Raw genomic sequence first — 18,903 nt, 5'->3', positions numbered from 1 at the left:
ATTTGCATTTCTCGCTGGACAGTGACGCGTCCCTGGCACAGGCTTTGCAGAAGGATGAGCACACAAGCTGTTAAACGTACTCACCAAAGGAGCCATTGTGAAAAAATCTGTCCGCTATCTCGGTGCTGTTGTTGCTGCCCTGTTCATTGGCACGGCCGCCCCGCAAGTCTTTGCCCACGGCGATGTCGTGCCGCAGGCGGTCGACACCACCGGCCTGAAGAACCTGGGCGCCGACTGGCAGGCCGCCAACCCCTACCGCAAGGACAAGACGGCGATTCGCATCGGCGATTCCGCCTTCAATCAGAACTGTGCCCGCTGCCACGGTCTTGGCGCCATTTCCGGCGGCATCGCGCCGGACCTGCGTTATCTGCCGCTCGGCGACGAAGGCGACGAAGTATTCATGCAGCGCATCCGCAAGGGCGCCGTGCGCGACGGCCGTGTCTACATGCCGCCGTTCGAAGGCACGCTGAGCCAGGAAGCGATGTGGGCCATCCGTACCTGGCTGGAAACCGTCCATGAAGACTGATCGCCGCCTCTGGCTGAAGGCGCTTGCCGCCTCGCCGCTCCTGCTGGCGCTGCCGGTTCTGGCCGAAGATGGCGGGTTGGCCGCCATTCGCCAGCGCGGCCGCCTGCGCATCGCCGTTTATAACGATTTTCCGCCCTACTCGATGAAGGGCGGCAAGGGCATCGATGCCGATCTCGGTCGGGCGATTGCCGAAAAGCTCGGCCTGGCCCCGGAAATCGTCGGTTTCAATGCCGACGAGGACATGAACGACGACCTGCGCAACATGGTCTGGAAAGGTCATTACCTCGGCACCCAGCCGGCCGATGTGATGCTGCACGTGCCGGTCGACGAGCATCTGGCGCGGGCCAACGACAAGGTGCGCATCTTCGGTGCCTATCATCGCGAATCGCTGGCCCTGGCCCGCAAGCCGGAACGCGTGCCGGTACTGTCCGGGTCGGCCGCGGTGGCGCTGGAAATCTTCACCCGGGAAAAGATCGGCGTCGAAACGGCATCGCTGGCCGACTCCTTCCTGCTCGGCGTGCTGAATGGCCGGCTGCGCGAGAATGTCGTGCATTTTGCGACGGTCGGCGAGGCGACGCAGGCCTTTGCCAAAGGCGAACTGGCCGCCGTGCTGGCGCCGCGCGCTGAACTGGAAGCCGGCCTCAAGGGTCAACAGGGGTACGCGCTCGATACGCCGAAGTTCGCCGAACTGAAGATCGACGGCTGGCCGCTCGGTATGGCCGTCAAGGCTGAGGAAAAGGAGCTGGCCGAGGCGATTGCCGCGGCCCTTGCCGATCTGAAGCGCGACGGTACGGTGGCGGCCATTTTCAAGCGTCACGGTATTTCCCATCACCCCGCCTGAGGTCGATATGCGCTCCCTGACTCCGCTTCTTGCCGCGCTGGCGCTGGCTTTCGCCGGCCCGGCGCTGGCTGGCCCGCTGGCTTATGTACCGAACGAAAAATCGGCCAGCGTCAGCATTATCGACACAGCGACCGACCGGCGGCAGGGTGAGATCGTCGTCGGCCAGCGGCCGCGCGGTTCGGCCAGCGATGGTGGCGCCCATCTCTATCTGACCGACGCCAAGGCCGGCAGCCTGCTCATCGTCGATACCGCGTCCGGCAAGCTGCTGCGCAGCGTCCGCCTCGGCGATTCGCCGGAAGGCATCAGCCTGTCGGCCGATGGCAAGCTGCTGGCGGTGGCCGTCGAGGACGACAACAGCGTCGTCCTGCTGACCGCGCCGGAGGGCAGGGAAGTAGCCCGCATCAAGGTGCGCGGCCGCAACCCCGAGCATGCCGTGTTCAGTCCCGATGGCCGCTGGCTCTACGTCAGCGCCGAAGAGGCCGAGCAGCTTGACGTCATCGATGTCGCGGCCCGCCGCCAGGTGGCGAGCATCGCGGTCGGTAAGCGGCCGCGCGGCATCGCCTTCCTGCCCGATGGCAGCCGCGCCTACGTCGCCTGTGAAATGGCCGGCAAGGTTTACGCGATCGACGTCGCAGCGCAGCGGGTGGTGGCCGAAATCCAGGCCGGGCAATACCCCAACGGCCTGGCGGTACACCCCGACGGCAAGCGGGTTTTCGTCTCGAATGGGCGCGATCCGTCGGTAATGGCGATCGACACTGCCAGCAACACGGTGGTGGCCAGCGTCGAAGTCGGCAAGCGGCCATGGAACATGGCGCTGACGCCGGATGGCGCCAAGCTCTACGTCGCCAACGGGCGCTCGAACAGCGTTTCGGTGATCGATACGGCCAGCTTCAAGAAGCTGAGCGATATCGAGGTTGGTGAACTGCCCTGGGGCGTCAGCATCCGATGAACAACGCCCGTTACTCCCTGCCCGCCATCATTCTGCACTGGGGGATGGCGGTCATCGTCTGCTGGCTGCTCTGGCGCGGCTGGACGATGATCGATCTGCCCAAGGGCGCCGAGCGCACGGCGGCCTACAGCCTGCACAAGTCCTTTGGCCTGCTCGTCCTGCTGCTGCTCGCCATCCGCCTCGCCTGGCGCCGCCGGCAGCCGCCGCCACCGCTCACCGTTTCAGGCTGGGAAGCGAAGCTCGCCCACCTGACTCACCACGCGCTCTACGCCTTCCTGCTGCTGGCGCCGCTGGCCGGCTATCTGGCCTCGTCCTTCAGCACCTATCCGCTGAAGTTCTTCGGTCTTGAAGTGCTCAAGCTCGGCTGGCCCGATGAAGGCCTGAACGGCGTTTTCAAGCTGCTGCACGTGGCGGCGGCCTGGGGCGGGGCCGGGTTGATCGTCTTGCATGTGGCCGGTGCCGCCAAGCATGCGATACAGGGTGACGGCAGCCTGCGGCGCATGTTGCCCGGCCGGTTGTTCAGGAATTGAACAGTTGTGCTGTGCTGGAGCAGTGCTCTGTCACAGCCTTGTCACATCGCCGGTGGCGAGTCCGGCGGTCGACGGCCTGAAAAGGCAAAAAATGCCCGGTATTTCCTGCGCCCGCCAATTCAATAGACCCAGACGATGACGGCGACGCAGGCAATCACAAAGCCCAGTGTCAGGTACAACTCGGCACCGGTGGCCAGCGCGATGCCGGCCGCGAGTAGCCCGGCAGCAATCGCCGCCAGCAAGGTCGTTTTTCTGGAGCGCCTTCGCATGCTCCGATTGTGCGCCGTTTGCCCGCCGCCAGAAGGATTTGGATCAAATTAAAGGCAAGAAAAAACCCGCACGGTTGCGGGTTGCATACTGTGCCTGCCTAGCCGGCCAGCTTACTTTTTCGGCTCCTGGGCGGCTGTTTCGGCAGTCATCGGGGCGGCTGCTTCAATTTCGGTCAGCGTCAGCAAGCCGTCGCCCGACTTGACGATCTTGTAGGTCGCCGCCGGCTTCTCGCTGGCTTTCTTCAGCACGGCTTGCCACTCGATTTCGGCGCTGCGCAGCCCATCGACTTTCTTGTGGACGCTGGCAATGCTCTCGGCGAGGTCGGTTTTAAGACTCTCGTTGAAGGCTTCGACCTTGCTCGCCGTAGGGTTGAGCACCAACAGGACGGTATTGACCAGGGAGAGGGCCAGCGCGCAGCCGATCAGGATGATCAGCAGTTTGTTGGGGTTGGATTGCTTGGCCGCCGCCGGGGCCGATTCAACGTCGCTCATGTTCGCCTCGCTAGGTGCTTGCTCGGGATAGACGGTTGCAGCTTACCGAGTAATCGCCGGCAATGCCAGACGGCGGCAGGTCAGGGATGCGAGCCGATCACCGCCATGGCGCCGATCAGGATGCTGGCAAAGAGCAGCAGATTGACGCTATCGGAAAAAGGTACCGGCTGGCCGGTCTTCCGTGACAGTTTGCCGCGATAAGCGGCAATGCCGACCACGATGGCGTGGATAAAGGCGCAAAAGCCGCCAAGCAGAAAAATACTCGGCAACAGCAGGACGAGATCGTCGCTATTGATCCGGCCACTGGCGACCAGTCCGCCACAGGCGGTTGCAAGCACGGCGCCGGCGATGGCGTAGGGTTTGAAAGGGGCGAAGGACATTGGCGTCGTGCCGTAAAAGAGAAGGCGCCAATTATCCGCGATTACCTTCAGTTGGACGTGGCTAGCGAAGATTTGCCGGGGCCTTGCCTTGCCGAGCGCTTGAGGCGCCGGGCTTCAAACGGGTCTTGCTCCTGGAGACGGTATAAGCGACTACAAACCTCAGCCATCTCTCTGTGTCCTGGCGCACAGTGTTTGCGGCGAGGCTGAATTATGGTTGGGCTGCCCAACAATCGAAAGCTCGCCCACTTCATGATCCGGATCGACTTGCAGATTGACCTAACGTATGAAATTGATGGCCCAGGTGCCGATTTCGTTTTCAACATACATGCTGCACAGACGCCGAATCAGCGGGTTTCCACCGAAAACCTGACGCTGAGCCAGCCAATCTCGCCGAGGATGTATACGGCGCCCGGAACCGGCAATCGCTATCTGCAGTTGCATGCGGCTCCAGGTGCCTTGAGTCTTGGCTACACTGCGCAGATCGATCTCATGCACTACTTCGCAGATCCCGTGAAAATCGCCGAGGTCGCTGTGTGCGATATGCCGCCCGAGGTCATTGGCTATATCTATCCCAGCCGTTATTGCCAGTCGGACCTTCTCATCAAGTTTGCCAACAATGAGTTCGGAAGATTCACGCAAGGATATAGCCGGGTCCGGGGAATACAGGACTGGGTCAAAAGGCATGTCAGCTTTGCCCTGAACAGTTCGAACACCAACACCTCGGCGATCGATACGCTCATTCAACGTGTCGGGGTATGTCGCGATTTCGCTCACCTGATGATCGCCCTTTGCCGTGCCCTCAACATTCCGGCCCGCTTCGCCACGGGCACGGATTACGGAGCCGACCCGACGCTGGGCCCGTCCGACTTCCAGGCCTATGTCGAGGTATATCTTGGTTACCGCTGGTATATCTTCGATCCCTCAGGCACCGGAATCCCAATGGGGTTCGTCCGTTTCGGTACTGGCCGGGATGCAGCCGACGTATCTTTTGCAACAGTTTTCGGTGCGGTCAAAACACATGCCGTAGTCATTCGCGCCGTCGCTGTCGAGAATCCTGCCAGCGGCATGATGCTGCCATATTTCTGCGACGAAGCCTTATCAACCGACAGTTCGACGATGCCAGCCGCCAGCGAATTTACTCAGAGCAGCGAGCAGCCATTGCTTTGGTAAAGCAAGGCCGGTTTTTGTGCGTGCTGGCGTACAGAGCGTGACTGGCGTGCAGGGTAAGGTGAAGTCGGTTGGGCAATAGGAATCGTCCAGCCGATTAAGCGAAAGGAAACGCTAATGAACAACATTATCTACATCGTCGGTCTGGTCGTTGTCGTGATCGCCGTCCTGTCATTTTTTGGCCTGCGGTAAAAAATTGCCATGAAGGGCTTTGTGCAGGATATCGAAAGTCTGGCCGTCAAAAACGACAAGTTTCGCCAAGTTCTATATACCGGCAAAAAATCCCAGCTCGTGCTGATTTCCCTTAAGCCGCAGGAAGACATCGGCGCAGAGATTCATCAGGTCGACCAGTTCTTCCGTGTCGAAGAAGGTTCCGGCGAAGCCGTTCTGAATGGCGCCAGAACGCCGATTCAAACTGGCTTCGCAGTACTCGTGCCGGCCGGGGTGAATCACAACATCATCAACACCGGCAGCGTGCCGCTCAAGCTCTATACGCTCTATGCCCCACCCAATCATCGGGATGGCGTCGTTCACGAGACCCGTGCCGACGCTGAGGGGGACACTGAGCAATTCAACGGCAAAACGACTGAATAGATAGCTGACGCGCCGTTTTGCGTCCGCCTTGCCAGTCAATTTCCTTTGAGAGATTTCGGTGAAAAACGCCGGTTATCAGGCTGTGCGTACGGCCAATTTGTCTGCTCGCCAACGTTGGCCAGGCCCGTTTGTTAAGCGTCCCAGCGCACCGATTTTCAGCGTCGCCTTACCTATTCTCTCCATCACGGATGCCGGATCGCAACTCAGGCACCCGTTCCATTCATCTAGTTATCAGGAGTTCACCATGAACAAGGATCAAGCCAAGGGGCGTCTCGAAGAAGCCAAAGGCAAAGTCAAGGAAGTTGCCGGCAACCTCGTCGGCAACGACGACCTGGAGTTGAAAGGAAAGATTCAAAAATCTGGCGGAAAAATCCAGGCCGCCTACGGCGACCTGAAAGAAGACATCAAGGACGCCAGCAAGGGGAAATAGATATTCGAAGCCTTGGCCGAACCCTTCAGCCAACAATCTCTTTCCCATTCAGTCATTCACCAAACAAATTCAGGAGCATCAAATGAACGATACGATCAACACCGAAGTAATCAATACCGCCCGCCGTGGCACAAGACTACTCAGCGCCAGCACGCTGAGCAGTGACGATGTGTACAACCCGAAAGGCGAAAAGCTGGGCAGCATCAAGGAACTCATGTTGGACATCGAAAGCGGCAGAGTTTGCTACGCCGTGCTCTCCTTCGGCGGCTTCCTTAGCCTCGGCGAAAAGCTGTTTGCCGTGCCCTGGAGCGCCCTGAAGGTCGACACTGAAAACAAGCGCCTTATTATGGATACCGACGAAGAACGCCTGAAGAATGCCCCGGGATTCGATAGCGACAACTGGCCCAACATGGCCGATAGTACCTGGGAAAAGAGCGTCCACGCCTATTACGGCACAACCTACTGAAGCAATCTGGCGGCCGCTTGCGCCTGAAGCCCCCTGCTTTGGGCGTATCAGCCAAAATCGCCTGACCGAGAGCGAGTGTCGGATTTCAATATTGCATATTCGAGAGCAGTAGACGAAAAAAAGGCCGGAACCCTTGTATCAACAAGCTGTTTCGGCCTTTATCGGACTGCTTTGTACTTTCTTTTGGTGCTCTGGGCGAGACTCGAACTCGCACACCTTACGGCACTACCCCCTCAAGATAGCGTGTCTACCAATTTCACCACCAGAGCACTGGTGCGTCCTGACGGGGTCGAACCGCCGACATTCGCCTTGTAAGGGCGACGCTCTACCAACTGAGCTAAGAACGCGAAAGGGCGCGCATTATAGCCGCGTTTGACCGGTTTTGGTCAAGAGCGGTGGGTGTTTTTTGTCCGGCCATCAATTCAGGCTGAGGATCCACTGAATGGCGGCTTTCAGATCTTCATCGCTGATCTTGTCGGCACCGTGCGGCAGCATCGGGATTTCGCCCCAGTTGCCGCTGCCGCCGGCGCGCACCTTGTCGAACAGCCTGGTCGGGGCGCCGGCGTCGCCGCGATACTTGGCGGCTACGTCCTTGTAGGCGGGGCCGACGCGCTTGGCGTCGACGGTATGGCAGGCGACGCAGCGCGCCTTCTTGACGATGGCTTCGGAGGCCTGGGCCGGGCCGGTCAGCGTCAGCAGGCTGGTGGCGAGCAGGGGGAGCAACAAAGCGGTGGCGGATGACTTCATGTTTCGGTTCCTTGTAAAAATGGCTGCCGTCAGACGAGGCCGGCAGCTTGCAGTTCGGCCCATTCGGCGTCGGTGAAAACGCGCGAGCGGGTGTGGAAGGCCTTGCCCTCCGGGCCTTCGAGCGAGAAGGTGCCGCCGTGACCGTCGATGACGTCGATGATCAGTTGCGTGTGCTTCCAGTATTCGTACTGCGTCTTGCCGATGTAGAAGGGCACGCCGCCGATCTGGCCGAGCAGGACATCGCCGGCGCCGATGGTCAGTTCGCCGGGCAGGTAGCAGTTGGCGGCGCTGTTGTCGCAACAGCCGCCGGACTGGTGGAACATCAGTTCGCCATGCTTGGCCTGCAACTGCTTGATCAGTTCCAGCGTGGCTTCGGTGGCAATGACGCGGTCGACCATGGTTTTCTCCCGGCTTTCAGAACGGCCCGCTAAAAAAAGGGGGCGGTTGCCCGCCCCCGAAGAGTTGCCCGCAACTGGGCCAGTGGAGGAGATGCGTTGCCCGGTTAGAAGAAGCCCAGCTTCTGTTCGGCGTAGCTGACCAGCAGGTTCTTGGTTTGCTGGTAGTGGTCGAGCATGACCTTGTGGGTCTCGCGGCCGATACCGGATTCCTTGTAGCCGCCGAAGGCAGCGTGCGCCGGGTAGGCGTGGTAGCAGTTGGTCCACACGCGGCCGGCCTGGATGGCGCGACCCATGCGGTAGGCGACGTTGCCGTTACGGCTCCAGACGCCGGCGCCGAGGCCGTACGGGGTATCGTTGGCGATGGCCAGGGCTTCGGCTTCGTCCTTGAAGGTGGTCACGGCGAGCACCGGCCCGAAGATCTCTTCCTGGAAGATGCGCATCTTGTTGTGGCCCTTGAACAGGGTCGGCTGGATGTAGTAGCCGCCTTCGATGTCGCCGCCGAGGTGGGCGCGTTCGCCACCGATCAGGACCTGGGCGCCTTCGTCCTTGCCGAGCTGCAGGTAGGACTGGATCTTGGTCATCTGTTCCTGCGAGGCCTGGGCCCCCATCATGGTGTCGGTGTCGAGCGGGCTGCCCTGCTTGATCGCGGCAACGCGCTTCAGGCAACGCTCCATGAACTTCTCGTAGATCGATTCCTGGATCAGGGCGCGGCTCGGGCAGGTACACACTTCGCCCTGGTTGAAGGCGAACAGGACCAGACCTTCGATGGCCTTGTCGAGGAAGCCGTCATCCTTGTCCATGACGTCGGCGAAGAAGATGTTGGGCGACTTGCCACCCAGTTCCAGCGTGGCCGGAATCAGGTTGTTGGCGGCGGCCTGGGCGATGACGCGGCCGGTCGAGGTCGAGCCGGTGAAGGCGATCTTGGCGATCCGCTTGCTGGTCGCGAGCGGCATGCCGGCTTCGCGGCCGAAACCGTTGACGATGTTCAGCACGCCCGGCGGCAGGATGTCGGCGATCAGTTCGGCCAGGATCAGGATGGAGATCGGGGTCGATTCGGCCGGCTTCAAGACGACGCAGTTGCCGGCGCCGATGGCCGGGGCCAGTTTCCAGGCCGCCATCAGGATCGGGAAGTTCCACGGAATGATCTGGCCGACGACGCCGAGCGGCTCGTGGATGTGATAAGCCATGGTGTTCTCGTCGATTTCCGAGATGCCGCCTTCCTGCGAGCGCAGGCAGCCGGCGAAGTAGCGGAAGTGGTCGACGGCGAGCGGGATGTCGGCCGCCAGGGTTTCGCGGATCGGCTTGCCGTTATCGACGGTCTCGGCATAGGCCAGCAGTTCGAGGTTGGCTTCGAGACGGTCGGCGATCTTGAGCAGGATGTTCGAACGCGTCGCCGCATCGGTCTTGCCCCATTTCGGGAAAGCGGCGTGGGCGGCGTCGAGCGCCAGTTCGACGTCCTCGGCGGTGGAGCGGGCGGCCATGGTGTAAGGCTTGCCGTTGACCGGGGTCACGACGCTGAAGTATTCACCCTTGACCGGGGCAACCCATTTGCCGTTGATGAAATTGTCGTACTTGGCCTTGTAGGCGATTTTGGCGCCGGCGTTACCGGGAGCTGCGTAGAGCATGTTTGTCTCCAGTTTCTTAAATTGAGTTGCGAACAATGGTTCAAGGCTGGCAGGTCGTGGTTCAAATCGAACATTGCTACCTGTCTGTCTCGTGCCTAATAAAGTGCATGCCGTGTGCCAAGCCGTCGCTAGCTGTGCCAATGCTTTGAAAGTTGCATTGAATCAATGACTTGAGTGTTTTGGTCGGCGGCGGGTGAAACACTGCTTTGTCATGCACCTGATCAACGCCGGAGCAGGTGCTCAATTCTGGAGCGGTGCACCCACGGGGCTGGGCAAATTGTCCAAATGCAGCGCTCGGGCTTGAAAAATGGTCCGATCCCGGTGAACATGCTGCCCCTTTCCGATTTGCCGAGCCGCCATGACTTTCAAAGACACATCCATCCAGTTCCAGATGCTCGACGTGACGCTGATCGAGCCGGATCCGGCGCATCCGCGCCAGCAAATCGACGAAACCAGCCTCAAGGGCCTGGCCAACGCCATTGCCAAGAAAGGCCTGATCCACCCGCTGGTCGTCCAGCCGGCCGACAGTGGCGGGCGCTATCGCCTGATCGTCGGCGAACGCCGTTGGCGCGCCGCCCAACTGGCCGGCGAGCAGCGCGTGCCGGCCCTGATCCACGCTTGTCCGGCTGACGAAGTGCTGGAGGTGCGAATCTTCGAAAACCTCGGCCTCGGCGTGCGCGCTGCCTTGGAGCCGCGCGACATGGCCAACGCCATCCAGAACATCGCCCAGCGCTTCGAAACGCCGGAAGCCGCCGCCGATCACTTTGGCCGCAGCTCCGCCTGGCTCAGCCAGGCCACCGCCGCCGCCAACCTGTCGCCGAAAGTCAGCGCCTTGCTCGATTCCGGCAAGATCGCCAGCACCGGCGCCGCCATCCAGCTCGAAAAACTCGCCCAGAAAAACGAAGCCCGCGCCGAAACGCTGATCGTCCAGACCGCACAACTGCCGGAAGGCGAAAAGCTCGCCAAGAAGGTCATCGACAGCGCGCTCTCCGAAGAAGGCGGCCGCCGCCGCAAGAAGGAAGAAGCCGAGCCGGAAGTCGCTCCCGCAGCGGTGGTGCCGGTCGCCACGGCACCCGCCGCCGCCAGCATCCCGCCCTGGGAAGAGGCGCCGGCCGCCCCGGTCACGCCGCCCGCCGCCCCCCGCCAGCGCGTCAATCCGGGCAAGGTTAAAATGGTCGCCGAACTGCTCGGCCTCGACGACGGCGACGAAGAAGAAATCCTGGTCCGCCTGATCGACGAATTCCTGGCGTTGAAAGGCGAGGGCAACGCGTAGTTCCTGCCGGCGCAGGCGATCTGCTCCCCGCCAATAAAAATGGCGCATCCGATCGATGCGCCATTTTGCTTTTTGCCCTTTTTACCCGGTCGACCGCAGCAGTCGTCCGGTTGGCGCGATCAGGCCTTATTCTGTGTAGAAACCGACCCCAATCAGGCTGCCGTTTTCGCGGCGGATGAAGGTGCGTTTCTTTTCGACGCTGTTGGTGACCGGGTTGCGCCAGACGTAGTCGACCGTGCCTTCGCCCTTGCTCTTGGCCAGTTCGAGCATGTCCTTGACCAGCGGATGGCCTTCGACGTCGTGCAGGTCGCTGGCGTTGGTGCCGGTCCATTTCGGGTTCATGCCGTGGGCTTCGAACTTGCCGCTGGCCAGGTTGATGGCGAAGACGTAGAGGTCGTCACGCACGAAGGGACCGCGCGGGTCGTTGAAGCTGGCCAAGGCCTTGGCCATGCCTTGTTTCTTGACCTGGGCGCTGGCCGCGTCGAGCAGCTTCTTGGCGTCGTCGGCGGTCGAGCGCGGCGCGTAGTAGCCGACACCGAGGATGTGCTCGCCTTCGCGGTGCAGCCAGGCGAACTTGGGTTCGACGTGGTTGCTCTGGCGGTTGAGCCAGACGTAGCGGATGCGCGCTTCCTGCTGTTTGTCGGTGACGGCGATCATCTGGCGGAAGAGCGGATTGCCGGCGGCGTCGACGCTGTCCAGTACCTTGAGGCCGACCAGGCTGTCGGGGGCGGCGCCGTTGGCGACGTAGGTGCCCTGCAGGTCGATGACGTAGACGTAGAGATCCTTTTTGACGAAGGGGCCTTTCTTGTTGTTGAAGGCGGCCCAGGCTTTTTCCGGGCCGTTGGCTTGCAGGTATTTGACGGCCTGGTCAAAGAGGGCGCGGGCCTCGCGCGGCGTGGCGTGCTCGGCGGCGCTGGCCAGCGTGCTGGCGGCGAGCATGAGCAGGCCGGCCAGGCTGGATCTGAGGGTGGTTTTATTCATGGATTGTCTCCGGTGGTCATTGAAAAGCGGGCGGTTCAGGCGCCCAGCGCGTGGTTCATGTCCACCAGGCCGTGGCGGGCGGCCAGGTGGAGCAGTTTGAAATCGTTGTCGGCGTCGAGCTTTTGCCGGATCAGGGTCAGGTAGTTGAGAACGGTTTTTGGGCTGAGGTGCATCGAGCTGGCGATGCCGGTGGCCGATTCGCCGTGCACCAGCATGCGCAGCACTTCGAATTCGCGCGGTGTCAGATGGGCGAGGGCGCCGTCGCCGTCGATTGCCTCTTCGGCCAGCACCTGGGCAATTTCGGGTGAAAAGACGCGTTTACCGGCGGCAATGCGGCGGATGCCGTCGATCACCTCGCCCGGCTCGCAATATTTGGTCAGGTAGCCGAGGGCGCCGCTGCGCAGGGCCTGGGTGACGTGGCCGGCGCCTTCGTGCATGGAGAGGACGAGCACTTTCAGCGCTGGGCAGCGGGCCAGCATGCCGCGGATGGCTTCGATGCCGCTGCTGCCGCGCAGGCTGAGATCGACCAGTGCGACATCGGCCGTCGTGCGCAGGACGAGGGCGTTGGCCTCGTCGGCGCTGGCGGCTTCGCCGACCACCTGCAGGCCCGGCTCGGCGTCGAGCAGGCGACGGTAGCCGGTTCTTACGACAGCGTGGTCATCGATCAGAATGATGCGGATCACGGTAGCTCCTCCTGTTGTTCTTCACCGGCCAGCGGCAGGCTGACCCGCAGCTGCAGCCCCTTGCCCGGCCCACCGGCCACTTCCAGCCGGCCGCCGACCATGTCCAGCCGTTCCGCCATGCCGAGCAGGCCGCCCCGGTGGGCGGCAGCGCTGGCCGGCAGCCCCTGGCCGTCATCTTCGATCGCCAGCCGCAGTTCGTCCACCGCGATGCCGATGCTGACCCGGCAATGCCGGGCACCGCTGTGGCGGACGACATTGGTCAGCGCCTCCTGCACGACGCGGTACAGCGCCAGGCCTGCGGCCTCGCCGAGCGCCGGCAGCGCTGGCGGCATCGCCAGCTGAAAGTCGATGCCCCACTCGCGCTGCTGCCAGTTGCCGACCAGTTCGCGCAAGGCGCTGGCCAGCCCGCCGGCATCCAGGCCATGCGGCCGCAACTGCCTGAGCATGCCGCGCAGTTGCTCGCCGCTGGTCTTGACGTCACGGCGCAGGTCCTGCGCGCATTCGGCGACCCGGCCGGCGTCGAGCTGGCCGGCATGGCGTTCGAGATAGGCGGCGGTCACTCCGATGGCGGTCAGCGTCTGCCCCATCTCGTCATGCAATTCCCTTGCCAGTGTCTTGCGTTCGGCTTCCTGCACCTCGATCAGCTGGCGGGCCAACTGGCGCTGGGCGGCCCGTCCTTCGTTGAGTGCGGCGGCCAGATCGTCGATGGCGCCGGCAACGCGGCTGAACTCGCGCAGCGCGAAAGGGGGCAGGGCGGCTTCGGCTTCGCCGCGGGCCAGGCGCTGCAGGCCGGCTTCCAGTTCGCGCACCGGGCTCAGCGCGCGATGCGCCGCCCACCAGGCAACGAGCAGGGTTGCTCCAGAATAGAACAACAGGGTGATGCAAAGTCGAACAGTGTCGCCCAGCCGCTCCTCGATTTCCGAGGCCGGGTTGGGCGCGATATGCAAGGTCTGCTCGCCGAGCCGGATGGTCTGCGCCGGTTCGTGGCGCGGCGCCAGGCCGAGCAGGGCGCTCAGCCAGCTGCGGCTGCTCTCGCCGGCGGCGGCCCCGGGGCCGGGCTGGATGCTGAGGTGGCGCAGCGGCGCTTCGCCCAACAGCGCCTGCAACTGGGCCGGACTGGTCGCCGGCTGGCCGGCGGCGAGCAGCACCTTGACCAATTGGGTCGAGGCATCGACTTCGGCATTGAGGTCGGCGCGCAGCGAATGCAGGTTGATCAGGATTGCCATCAGCATCAGGCCGCCGAGCAGGGCGCCGAGATAGCCCACCAGTCTTCGTCGTAGATCCATCGCCGGCCTCGTTGTCTGCAATGAGCAGGGAAGAGCAGGTTTCGTACCGAGTGCCTTGCGCTCGGGAATTTTTCCCGGTTTGTCGGGGAGCTTCTCCCGGGACGGCGGGCAAATCCGCTTCCTATACTCGGCTCGCCTGTCGCCATGGCCAGGCCGGCCCGAAGCATCGGGAACGTTACGACACCAATCTGGAGACGAAAGAAAAAATGCAATCAACCCGGTTCAACCCCCGCCCGACCCTTCTCGCCGCCCTCGTGGCCGCCACCCTTTGCGCCCCGGCGATGGCCGGCAGCAAGGTGAGCTGGGAGGACATCCTGAACGACGACAAGACGCCCGGCGACGTGCTCTCCTACGGCCTCGGCCTGAAGGCGCAGCGCCACAGCACGCTGAGCAAGGTCAATACGAAGAACGTCGAAGCCCTGGTCCCGGCCTGGAGTTTTTCCTTCGGCGGCGAGAAGCAGCGCGGCCAGGAAGGGCAGGCGCTGGTGCACGACGGCGTCATCTACGCCACCAGTTCCTATTCGCGGATCTTCGCGATCGATGCCAAGACCGGCAAACGGATCTGGGAATACGAGGCCCGCCTGCCGGACGACATCCGTCCGTGCTGCGACGTGGTCAATCGCGGCCCGGCCATCTACGGCGACAAGATCTATTTCGGCACGCTCGACGCCAGCATCGTCGCCCTCAACAAGGACACCGGCAAGGTCGTCTGGAAGAAGAAGTTCGGCGACCACAAGGTCGGCTATACGATGACCGGCGCGCCGTTTGTGGTGAAGGACCAGAAGAGCGGCAAGGTGCTGCTGGTGCACGGTTCGTCGGGTGACGAATTCGGCGTCGTCGGCTGGCTGTTCGCCCGCGACCCGGAGACCGGCGAGGAAGTCTGGGCGCGGCCGCTGGTCGAAGGCCACATGGGCCGCCTGAACGGCAAGGACAGCGTCACGACCGGCGATGCCAACGCCCCGTCCTGGCCGCGCGACGCCGACGGCAAGCTGGTCGAGGCCTGGAACCACGGCGGTGGCGCGCCGTGGCAGACGGCCAGCTTCGACATCGAAACCAACACCGTGGTGATCGGGGCCGGCAACCCGGCGCCGTGGAATACCTGGAAACGGACCAAGGAAGGCGACGATCCGCGCAACTGGGACAGCCTGTTCACCTCCGGCCAGGCCTACGTCGATGCCAACACCGGCGAACTGAAGGGTTTCTACCAGCACACGCCGAACGACGCCTGGGACTTTTCCGGCAACAACTCGGTGGTCCTCTTCGAGTACAAGGACCCGAAGAGCGGCAAGCTGGTCAAGGCCTCGGCCCACGCCGACCGCAACGGCTTCTTCTTCGTCACCGACCGCGAAAAGCTGGCGACCGGTGCCGGTTATCCGAACAAGCCGACCTCGCTGATCGGCGCCTGGCCGTTTGTCGACGGCATCACCTGGGCCTCCGGCTTCGACCTCAAGACCGGCAAGCCGATCGAGAAGGACAACCGGCCGCCGGCCCCCAAGCCGGGCGCCGAAAAGGGCGAATCGGTCTTCGTCTCGCCGCCTTTCCTCGGCGGTACCAACTGGCACCCGATGTCCTACAGCCCGAACACCGGCCTGTTCTACATTCCGGCCAACCACTGGGCGATGGACTACTGGACCGAGCACCTGACCTACAAGGCCGGCTCCGCCTACCTCGGCCAGGGCTTCCGTATAAAGAAGCTGTTTGACGACCACGTCGGCATCCTGCGCGCCATCGACCCGAAGAGCGGCAAGATCGCCTGGGAACACAAGGAGAAATTCCCGCTCTGGGCCGGCACCCTGACCACCGCCGGTGGCCTGTTGTTCACCGGCACTTCGGACGGCTACGTCAAGGCCTTCGATGCCAAGAACGGCAAGGAGCTATGGAAGTTCCAGACCGGTTCCGGTGTCGTCTCGGTGCCGATCACCTGGGAAATGGATGGCGAGCAGTACATCGGCATCCAGTCCGGCTACGGCGGCGCCGTGCCGCTGTGGGGCGGCGATCTGGCCGACCTGACCAAGCAGGTGACGCAGGGTGGCTCGATGTGGGTCTTCAAGCTGCCGAAGATGGCCAAGCGCTAAGGAGACGCTGAAATATTCGTCATCCCCGCGAAGGCGGGGATCCAGTTCATTGATTTTTCTGGATTCCCGCCTGCGCGGGAATGACAAAACCATTTGGTCTGCGAGCCCGATAAGCACCTCAAGTCCAGCGGTGGCCGTCTCCCTGCGGTCGCCGCCGCCAGCCGCCGGCGCCGCATGGTGCGTCGGCGGCCCGGGCCTGGGGCGGCTTTGCCAACGGATGAGTCATTGATGAGACGTTGCCTGATTTTTGCCTTTTTTACGCTGTCGACCGCAGCAGTTGCCGCGCCGCCCGAAAATATCGAGCCGCTGGTCATCAACGGCTGCGGTATCTGGCCGCATACCCGCTGTCCCGGCGCCGATCTGCGCCACGCCAACCTGGCCGGCAAGAACCTGGCCGGTGCCGACTTCACCGGCGCCCAAATGGCCCGCGTCGATCTGCGCGGCGCCAATCTGGCCGGGGCCATTTTCGATGGGGCTGATCTGACGGCGGCTCGCCTGAACAAGGCCAGCGGCCCGACCGCCACCTTTCGCCAGGCCAGGCTGGTGGGGGCTGATCTCGAGTTCGCCCGCCTGTTTCGGGCCGACTTTTCCGGGGCCGACCTCACCGCGGCCAATCTCGAAGCGGCCAAGCTCAATTTCGCCTGGTTCGCCGGTGCCCGGCTGAGCAACGCCAATCTGCAGGAAGCCAAGTTCGTCACGGTCAATCTGCAGGATGCCAATCTCGAAGGGGCCTATCGCCGCTACACCATTTTCCCCGACGCCTTTTTCGAAGGCTGCACCGGCTGTCCGACGGAGGACTGGCAATGACGCTGCGCCTTCGGCTTTCTCTTTCTCGCGGCTTCGGGCTGCTGGCTGGCTGCCTGGCCTTCGTGGCTGTGGCGGTGGCTGGCGAAGTCGCCGTTGCCCCGGTGGTCGATCAATCCGGCCTGCCGCCCCTCGGCGTCGAAGTCAGGACCAATCCCTATCGGGCCAATGCGCGGGCCATCGAAGTCGGTCAATCCGCCTTCAACCAAGCCTGCGCCCGCTGCCACGGCATCGATGCCAATCCGGCCGGCGCCCCGGCGCCCGATCTGCGCCAGCTCAACCGCTATTGCCGGCGGATCGGCGAGCCGGCCGTGCAGGCCGCCTGCCTGGCCGACAACGACGCCTATTTCAGCAAGACGGTGGCGAACGGAAAAACCATTGTTGGCGTCATGCACATGCCGCCGTGGAAAAACGTGCTCAGCCCGGAACTGGTCTGGGCGATCCAGGCCTTTGTCGAAGCCCGGGCGGTGGCGCGCTGATGCATTCCGCCGGTCGACTGCCTGAAAACCATGAAAAACGGCGCGGGGGCCGAAGCCGCCGCGCCGTGGGGGTCGGGCGCCAGAGCGCCCGCAGGAGAGACTGTTGCTTACTTGTGCAGCTTGAACACCCAGACCGAACCGCCCTGTTCGAGGAAGTTCACGCGCTTGGCGACGTCGCCGCCCCACAGCGGCACGGCGCCGCCCCAGCCGGTGGTGACGGCGATCATCTGCTCGCCATCCTGTTCCCAGCTGACCGGCGGTGCGACGATGCCGGTACCGGTCTGGAAGGACCACAGTTCCTTGCCGGTCTTGGCGTCGACGCCCTTCAGGTAGCCTTCCGGCGTACCGTAGAAGACCAGGCCGCCGGCCGTGGTCAGCACGCCACCCCACAACGGGGCGTAGTTCTTGTTTTCCCAGACGATCTTGCCGGTGGCCGGATCGACGGCGCGCAGCACGCCGATATGGTCGTCGTTCAGCGCCTTGATCGTGAAGCCGGCGCCGAGGTAGGCGGCGCCCTTCTTGTAGGAGACCGGTTCGTTCCAGATGTCCATCGACCACTCGTTGGCCGGCACGTAGAAGAGGCCGGTCTGCGGGCTGTAGGCCATCTGCTGCTGGTTCTTGCCGCCGAGGAAGGAGGGCGCCGAGAAGACGACCTTGCCCTTCTTGCCGTCGGCCCCTTGCGCCGGGTCGCCCGGACGGCCTTCATCGATGTAGTTCGGCCGGCCGGTTTCCATGTTGTAGCCGGAAGCCCAGGTGATCTTCTTGACGAAGGGGAAGACGTTGAGCAGCTTGCCGTTGGTCCGGTCATTGACGAAGAAGAAACCGTTGCGATCGGCCTTGCCGCCGGCCTTGAGCAGCTTGCCGGTCTTCGGATCCTTGTAGTCGAAGGAGACGAATTCGTTTACGCCGTCGAAGTCCCAGCCGTCGTGCGGGGTGTTCTGGTAGTGCCAGGCGATCTTGCCGGTGTCGGCGTCGATGGCGACGGTGGACGACGAGAACAGGTTGTCGCCCGGGCGCAGGTGGCTGTTCCACGGGGCCGGGTTGCCGGTGCCGGCGAAGATCAGGTTGGTGTCCGGATCGTAGGTGGCGCCGTTCCAGGTGGCGGCGCCGCCGGTCTTCCACAGGTCGCCTTCCCAGGTCGCGTTGGTCGTGCCGGAAATGCCGTTCTCGATTTCCTTGCCGTCTTCATAGCGGTAGCCCATGTGACCTTCGACGGTCGGCCGGGTCCAGATCAGCTTGCCGGTCATCGGGTCGCGCGCGTCGATGCGGCCGACGGCGCCGAATTCACCGCCGGAGATGCCGGTGATCAGCTTGCCCTTGGCAACGATCGGGGCGGCGGTGGCGGAGTAGCCGGCGGCGTAGTCGCCGAGCTTTTCCTTCCAGACGACCTTGCCGGTGTCGCGGTTCAGGGCGACCAGTTGGGCGTCGAGTGTGGCGAAAATGACCAGGTTGCCGTACAGCGCTGCGCCACGATTGATCACGTCGCAGCAGGGCATGATGCCGTCGGGCAGGCGGTGCTCGTACTTCCACAGCTTCTTGCCGGTCTTCGCATCGACCGCGAACAGGCGGCTGTAGGAGGCGGTGACGAACATCTTGCCGTCGGAAATGACCGGCTGCGATTCCTGGCCGCGCTGCTTCTCGCCGCCGAAGGACATCGACCAGGCCGGGACCAGGTTCTTGACGGTCTTGGCGTTGATCTGGGTGGACGGGCTGTAACGCTGGCCCTGGGTGCCGAGGCCGAAGCTGACGACATCGCCGGGCGACTTGGCGTCATTGAGGATATCGGCATCGGTGACGTCCTTGGCCATTGCCGGGCTGCCGGCGAAGGCCGCGGCGACCAGCAGGGCAAGGCCGAGCGAGCGCCGTTGGGGGAGGGTGTGTCTGTGCATGGATTGTCTCCTTGGTTTA

Annotated in this window: 22 protein-coding genes and 2 tRNA genes; 12 read left to right on the top strand and 12 right to left on the bottom strand. The window is 63.1% G+C overall.

All coding sequences use genetic code 11. The features are described 5' to 3' along the window. The first annotated feature begins 97 nt into the window (after nt 1–97). The 4 genes from pedF to AT959_RS09180 are packed head-to-tail and all read left to right on the top strand — an operon-like array spanning nt 98 to nt 2,846. The gene (gene pedF, locus AT959_RS09195) at nt 98–526 is read left to right on the top strand and encodes a cytochrome c-550 PedF (protein ID WP_066882684.1); all 429 of its coding nucleotides are present in this window, start codon (nt 98–100) and stop codon (nt 524–526) included. Further along, nucleotides 516–1,367: a substrate-binding periplasmic protein gene (locus AT959_RS09190; RefSeq protein WP_066882683.1), complete on the top strand. Its 852-nt coding sequence runs from the start codon at nt 516–518 to the stop codon at nt 1,365–1,367. Before pedF ends, AT959_RS09190 begins: the two co-directional genes overlap by 11 nt. Nucleotides 1,368–1,374: 7 nt before the next feature. Next, nucleotides 1,375–2,316 (top strand): beta-propeller fold lactonase family protein, encoded by a 942-nt coding sequence (locus tag AT959_RS09185; protein WP_066882682.1) that lies wholly within the window; start codon nt 1,375–1,377, stop codon nt 2,314–2,316. Further along, nucleotides 2,313–2,846, top strand: a complete 534-nt coding sequence (locus AT959_RS09180; RefSeq protein ID WP_066882681.1) for a cytochrome b — start codon at nt 2,313–2,315, stop codon at nt 2,844–2,846. Before AT959_RS09185 ends, AT959_RS09180 begins: the two co-directional genes overlap by 4 nt. 119 nt (nt 2,847–2,965) lie before the next feature. Here AT959_RS09180 and AT959_RS21095 read toward each other — a convergent pair whose 3' ends face one another. The 3 genes from AT959_RS21095 to AT959_RS09170 form a co-directional block, all read right to left on the bottom strand. Beyond that, nucleotides 2,966–3,115, bottom strand: a complete 150-nt coding sequence (locus AT959_RS21095; protein ID WP_157651261.1) for a hypothetical protein — start codon at nt 3,113–3,115, stop codon at nt 2,966–2,968. A 111-nt stretch (nt 3,116–3,226) separates the two neighbouring features. Further along, complete coding sequence (locus AT959_RS09175) at nt 3,227–3,607, bottom strand: hypothetical protein (protein ID WP_066882680.1); 381 nt, start codon at nt 3,605–3,607, stop codon at nt 3,227–3,229. Nucleotides 3,608–3,687: 80 nt separating this feature from the next. After that, nucleotides 3,688–3,987: a hypothetical protein gene (locus AT959_RS09170; protein ID WP_066882679.1), complete on the bottom strand. Its 300-nt coding sequence runs from the start codon at nt 3,985–3,987 to the stop codon at nt 3,688–3,690. Nucleotides 3,988–4,197: 210 nt separating this feature from the next. Between AT959_RS09170 and AT959_RS09165 the strand changes: the two genes are divergently transcribed. The 4 genes from AT959_RS09165 (at nt 4,198) to AT959_RS09150 (ending at nt 6,644) form a co-directional block, all read left to right on the top strand. Continuing rightward, nucleotides 4,198–5,157, top strand: coding sequence for a transglutaminase-like domain-containing protein (locus tag AT959_RS09165; protein ID WP_066882678.1), 960 nt, complete (start codon nt 4,198–4,200; stop codon nt 5,155–5,157). 198 nt (nt 5,158–5,355) lie between these two features. After that, nucleotides 5,356–5,748, top strand: coding sequence for a cupin domain-containing protein (locus AT959_RS09160; RefSeq protein WP_066882677.1), 393 nt, complete (start codon nt 5,356–5,358; stop codon nt 5,746–5,748). A 58-nt stretch (nt 5,749–5,806) separates the two neighbouring features. Beyond that, the gene (locus AT959_RS21805; protein WP_240481798.1) at nt 5,807–6,178 is read left to right on the top strand and encodes a CsbD family protein; all 372 of its coding nucleotides are present in this window, start codon (nt 5,807–5,809) and stop codon (nt 6,176–6,178) included. 82 nt (nt 6,179–6,260) lie between these two features. Beyond that, on the top strand, nt 6,261–6,644 hold the full coding sequence (locus AT959_RS09150; RefSeq protein ID WP_066882675.1) for a PRC-barrel domain-containing protein: 384 nt from the start codon (nt 6,261–6,263) through the stop codon (nt 6,642–6,644). 184 nt (nt 6,645–6,828) lie between these two features. Here the strand turns inward: AT959_RS09150 and AT959_RS09145 are convergent. The 5 genes from AT959_RS09145 to exaC form a co-directional block, all read right to left on the bottom strand. Next, nucleotides 6,829–6,913: transfer RNA gene (locus tag AT959_RS09145), tRNA-Leu, on the bottom strand. Nucleotides 6,914–6,915: 2 nt separating this feature from the next. After that, nucleotides 6,916–6,991: transfer RNA gene (locus AT959_RS09140), tRNA-Val, on the bottom strand. Between the two features lie 70 nt (nt 6,992–7,061). Continuing rightward, entirely contained in the window at nt 7,062–7,391 is a 330-nt protein-coding gene (locus AT959_RS09135; protein WP_066882674.1) for a c-type cytochrome, read from the bottom strand. A gap of 29 nt (nt 7,392–7,420) precedes the next feature. Continuing rightward, nucleotides 7,421–7,789, bottom strand: coding sequence for a DUF779 domain-containing protein (locus AT959_RS09130; RefSeq protein ID WP_066882673.1), 369 nt, complete (start codon nt 7,787–7,789; stop codon nt 7,421–7,423). Nucleotides 7,790–7,893: 104 nt separating this feature from the next. Next, nucleotides 7,894–9,414, bottom strand: a complete 1,521-nt coding sequence (gene exaC / locus AT959_RS09125) for an acetaldehyde dehydrogenase ExaC (RefSeq protein ID WP_066882672.1) — start codon at nt 9,412–9,414, stop codon at nt 7,894–7,896. A 358-nt stretch (nt 9,415–9,772) separates the two neighbouring features. Here exaC and AT959_RS09120 point away from each other — a divergent pair, with 358 nt between their 5' ends. Next, on the top strand, nt 9,773–10,687 hold the full coding sequence (locus AT959_RS09120; protein ID WP_066882671.1) for a ParB/RepB/Spo0J family partition protein: 915 nt from the start codon (nt 9,773–9,775) through the stop codon (nt 10,685–10,687). A 126-nt stretch (nt 10,688–10,813) separates the two neighbouring features. Here the strand turns inward: AT959_RS09120 and AT959_RS09115 are convergent, their stop codons facing one another. The 3 genes from AT959_RS09115 to AT959_RS09105 are packed head-to-tail and all read right to left on the bottom strand — an operon-like array spanning nt 10,814 to nt 13,637. Continuing rightward, nucleotides 10,814–11,668: a cache domain-containing protein gene (locus AT959_RS09115; RefSeq protein ID WP_066882670.1), complete on the bottom strand. Its 855-nt coding sequence runs from the start codon at nt 11,666–11,668 to the stop codon at nt 10,814–10,816. Between the two features lie 35 nt (nt 11,669–11,703). After that, complete coding sequence (locus tag AT959_RS09110) at nt 11,704–12,351, bottom strand: response regulator (protein WP_205629878.1); 648 nt, start codon at nt 12,349–12,351, stop codon at nt 11,704–11,706. Then, on the bottom strand, nt 12,348–13,637 hold the full coding sequence (locus AT959_RS09105) for a sensor histidine kinase (RefSeq protein ID WP_066882669.1): 1,290 nt from the start codon (nt 13,635–13,637) through the stop codon (nt 12,348–12,350). The genes AT959_RS09110 and AT959_RS09105 overlap by 4 nt, the downstream gene beginning before the upstream one ends. A gap of 206 nt (nt 13,638–13,843) precedes the next feature. On the opposite strand from AT959_RS09105, the gene AT959_RS09100 reads away from it, so the two are divergent. The 3 genes from AT959_RS09100 (at nt 13,844) to AT959_RS09090 (ending at nt 16,995) form a co-directional block, all read left to right on the top strand. Next, the gene (locus AT959_RS09100; protein WP_066882668.1) at nt 13,844–15,712 is read left to right on the top strand and encodes a methanol/ethanol family PQQ-dependent dehydrogenase; all 1,869 of its coding nucleotides are present in this window, start codon (nt 13,844–13,846) and stop codon (nt 15,710–15,712) included. Nucleotides 15,713–15,940: 228 nt separating this feature from the next. Next, nucleotides 15,941–16,519 carry a pentapeptide repeat-containing protein gene (locus AT959_RS09095; RefSeq protein WP_066882667.1) on the top strand — a complete coding sequence of 193 codons (579 nt, stop codon included), beginning with the start codon at nt 15,941–15,943 and terminating at the stop codon, nt 16,517–16,519. Then, on the top strand, nt 16,516–16,995 hold the full coding sequence (locus AT959_RS09090; RefSeq protein WP_066882666.1) for a c-type cytochrome: 480 nt from the start codon (nt 16,516–16,518) through the stop codon (nt 16,993–16,995). Before AT959_RS09095 ends, AT959_RS09090 begins: the two co-directional genes overlap by 4 nt. 107 nt (nt 16,996–17,102) lie before the next feature. Here AT959_RS09090 and AT959_RS09085 read toward each other — a convergent pair whose 3' ends face one another. Further along, a complete protein-coding gene (locus AT959_RS09085; RefSeq protein ID WP_066882665.1) occupies nt 17,103–18,884 on the bottom strand; it encodes a PQQ-dependent methanol/ethanol family dehydrogenase in 1,782 nt (593 codons plus the stop codon). Nucleotides 18,885–18,903: the final 19 nt, after the last annotated feature.

Source organism: Dechloromonas denitrificans (assembly GCF_001551835.1).
GTDB lineage: Bacteria > Pseudomonadota > Gammaproteobacteria > Burkholderiales > Rhodocyclaceae > Azonexus > Azonexus denitrificans.
Note: the sequence above shows the minus strand (reverse complement) of the source record. Positions and strands in the feature narration are given on the sequence as shown.

Coding starts and splice junctions, on each gene's coding strand:
- AT959_RS09190 (WP_066882683.1), top strand. CDS start 516: ATGAAGACTGATCGCCGCCTCTGGCTGAAGGCGCTTGCCGCCTCGCCG.
- AT959_RS09185 (WP_066882682.1), top strand. CDS start 1,375: ATGCGCTCCCTGACTCCGCTTCTTGCCGCGCTGGCGCTGGCTTTCGCC.
- AT959_RS09180 (WP_066882681.1), top strand. CDS start 2,313: ATGAACAACGCCCGTTACTCCCTGCCCGCCATCATTCTGCACTGGGGG.
- AT959_RS21095 (WP_157651261.1), bottom strand. CDS start 3,115: ATGCGAAGGCGCTCCAGAAAAACGACCTTGCTGGCGGCGATTGCTGCC.
- AT959_RS09175 (WP_066882680.1), bottom strand. CDS start 3,607: ATGAGCGACGTTGAATCGGCCCCGGCGGCGGCCAAGCAATCCAACCCC.
- AT959_RS09170 (WP_066882679.1), bottom strand. CDS start 3,987: ATGTCCTTCGCCCCTTTCAAACCCTACGCCATCGCCGGCGCCGTGCTT.
- AT959_RS09165 (WP_066882678.1), top strand. CDS start 4,198: ATGGTTGGGCTGCCCAACAATCGAAAGCTCGCCCACTTCATGATCCGG.
- AT959_RS09160 (WP_066882677.1), top strand. CDS start 5,356: ATGAAGGGCTTTGTGCAGGATATCGAAAGTCTGGCCGTCAAAAACGAC.
- AT959_RS09150 (WP_066882675.1), top strand. CDS start 6,261: ATGAACGATACGATCAACACCGAAGTAATCAATACCGCCCGCCGTGGC.
- AT959_RS09135 (WP_066882674.1), bottom strand. CDS start 7,391: ATGAAGTCATCCGCCACCGCTTTGTTGCTCCCCCTGCTCGCCACCAGC.
- AT959_RS09130 (WP_066882673.1), bottom strand. CDS start 7,789: ATGGTCGACCGCGTCATTGCCACCGAAGCCACGCTGGAACTGATCAAG.
- exaC (WP_066882672.1), bottom strand. CDS start 9,414: ATGCTCTACGCAGCTCCCGGTAACGCCGGCGCCAAAATCGCCTACAAG.
- AT959_RS09120 (WP_066882671.1), top strand. CDS start 9,773: ATGACTTTCAAAGACACATCCATCCAGTTCCAGATGCTCGACGTGACG.
- AT959_RS09115 (WP_066882670.1), bottom strand. CDS start 11,668: ATGAATAAAACCACCCTCAGATCCAGCCTGGCCGGCCTGCTCATGCTC.
- AT959_RS09105 (WP_066882669.1), bottom strand. CDS start 13,637: ATGGATCTACGACGAAGACTGGTGGGCTATCTCGGCGCCCTGCTCGGC.
- AT959_RS09100 (WP_066882668.1), top strand. CDS start 13,844: ATGCAATCAACCCGGTTCAACCCCCGCCCGACCCTTCTCGCCGCCCTC.
- AT959_RS09095 (WP_066882667.1), top strand. CDS start 15,941: ATGAGACGTTGCCTGATTTTTGCCTTTTTTACGCTGTCGACCGCAGCA.
- AT959_RS09090 (WP_066882666.1), top strand. CDS start 16,516: ATGACGCTGCGCCTTCGGCTTTCTCTTTCTCGCGGCTTCGGGCTGCTG.
- AT959_RS09085 (WP_066882665.1), bottom strand. CDS start 18,884: ATGCACAGACACACCCTCCCCCAACGGCGCTCGCTCGGCCTTGCCCTG.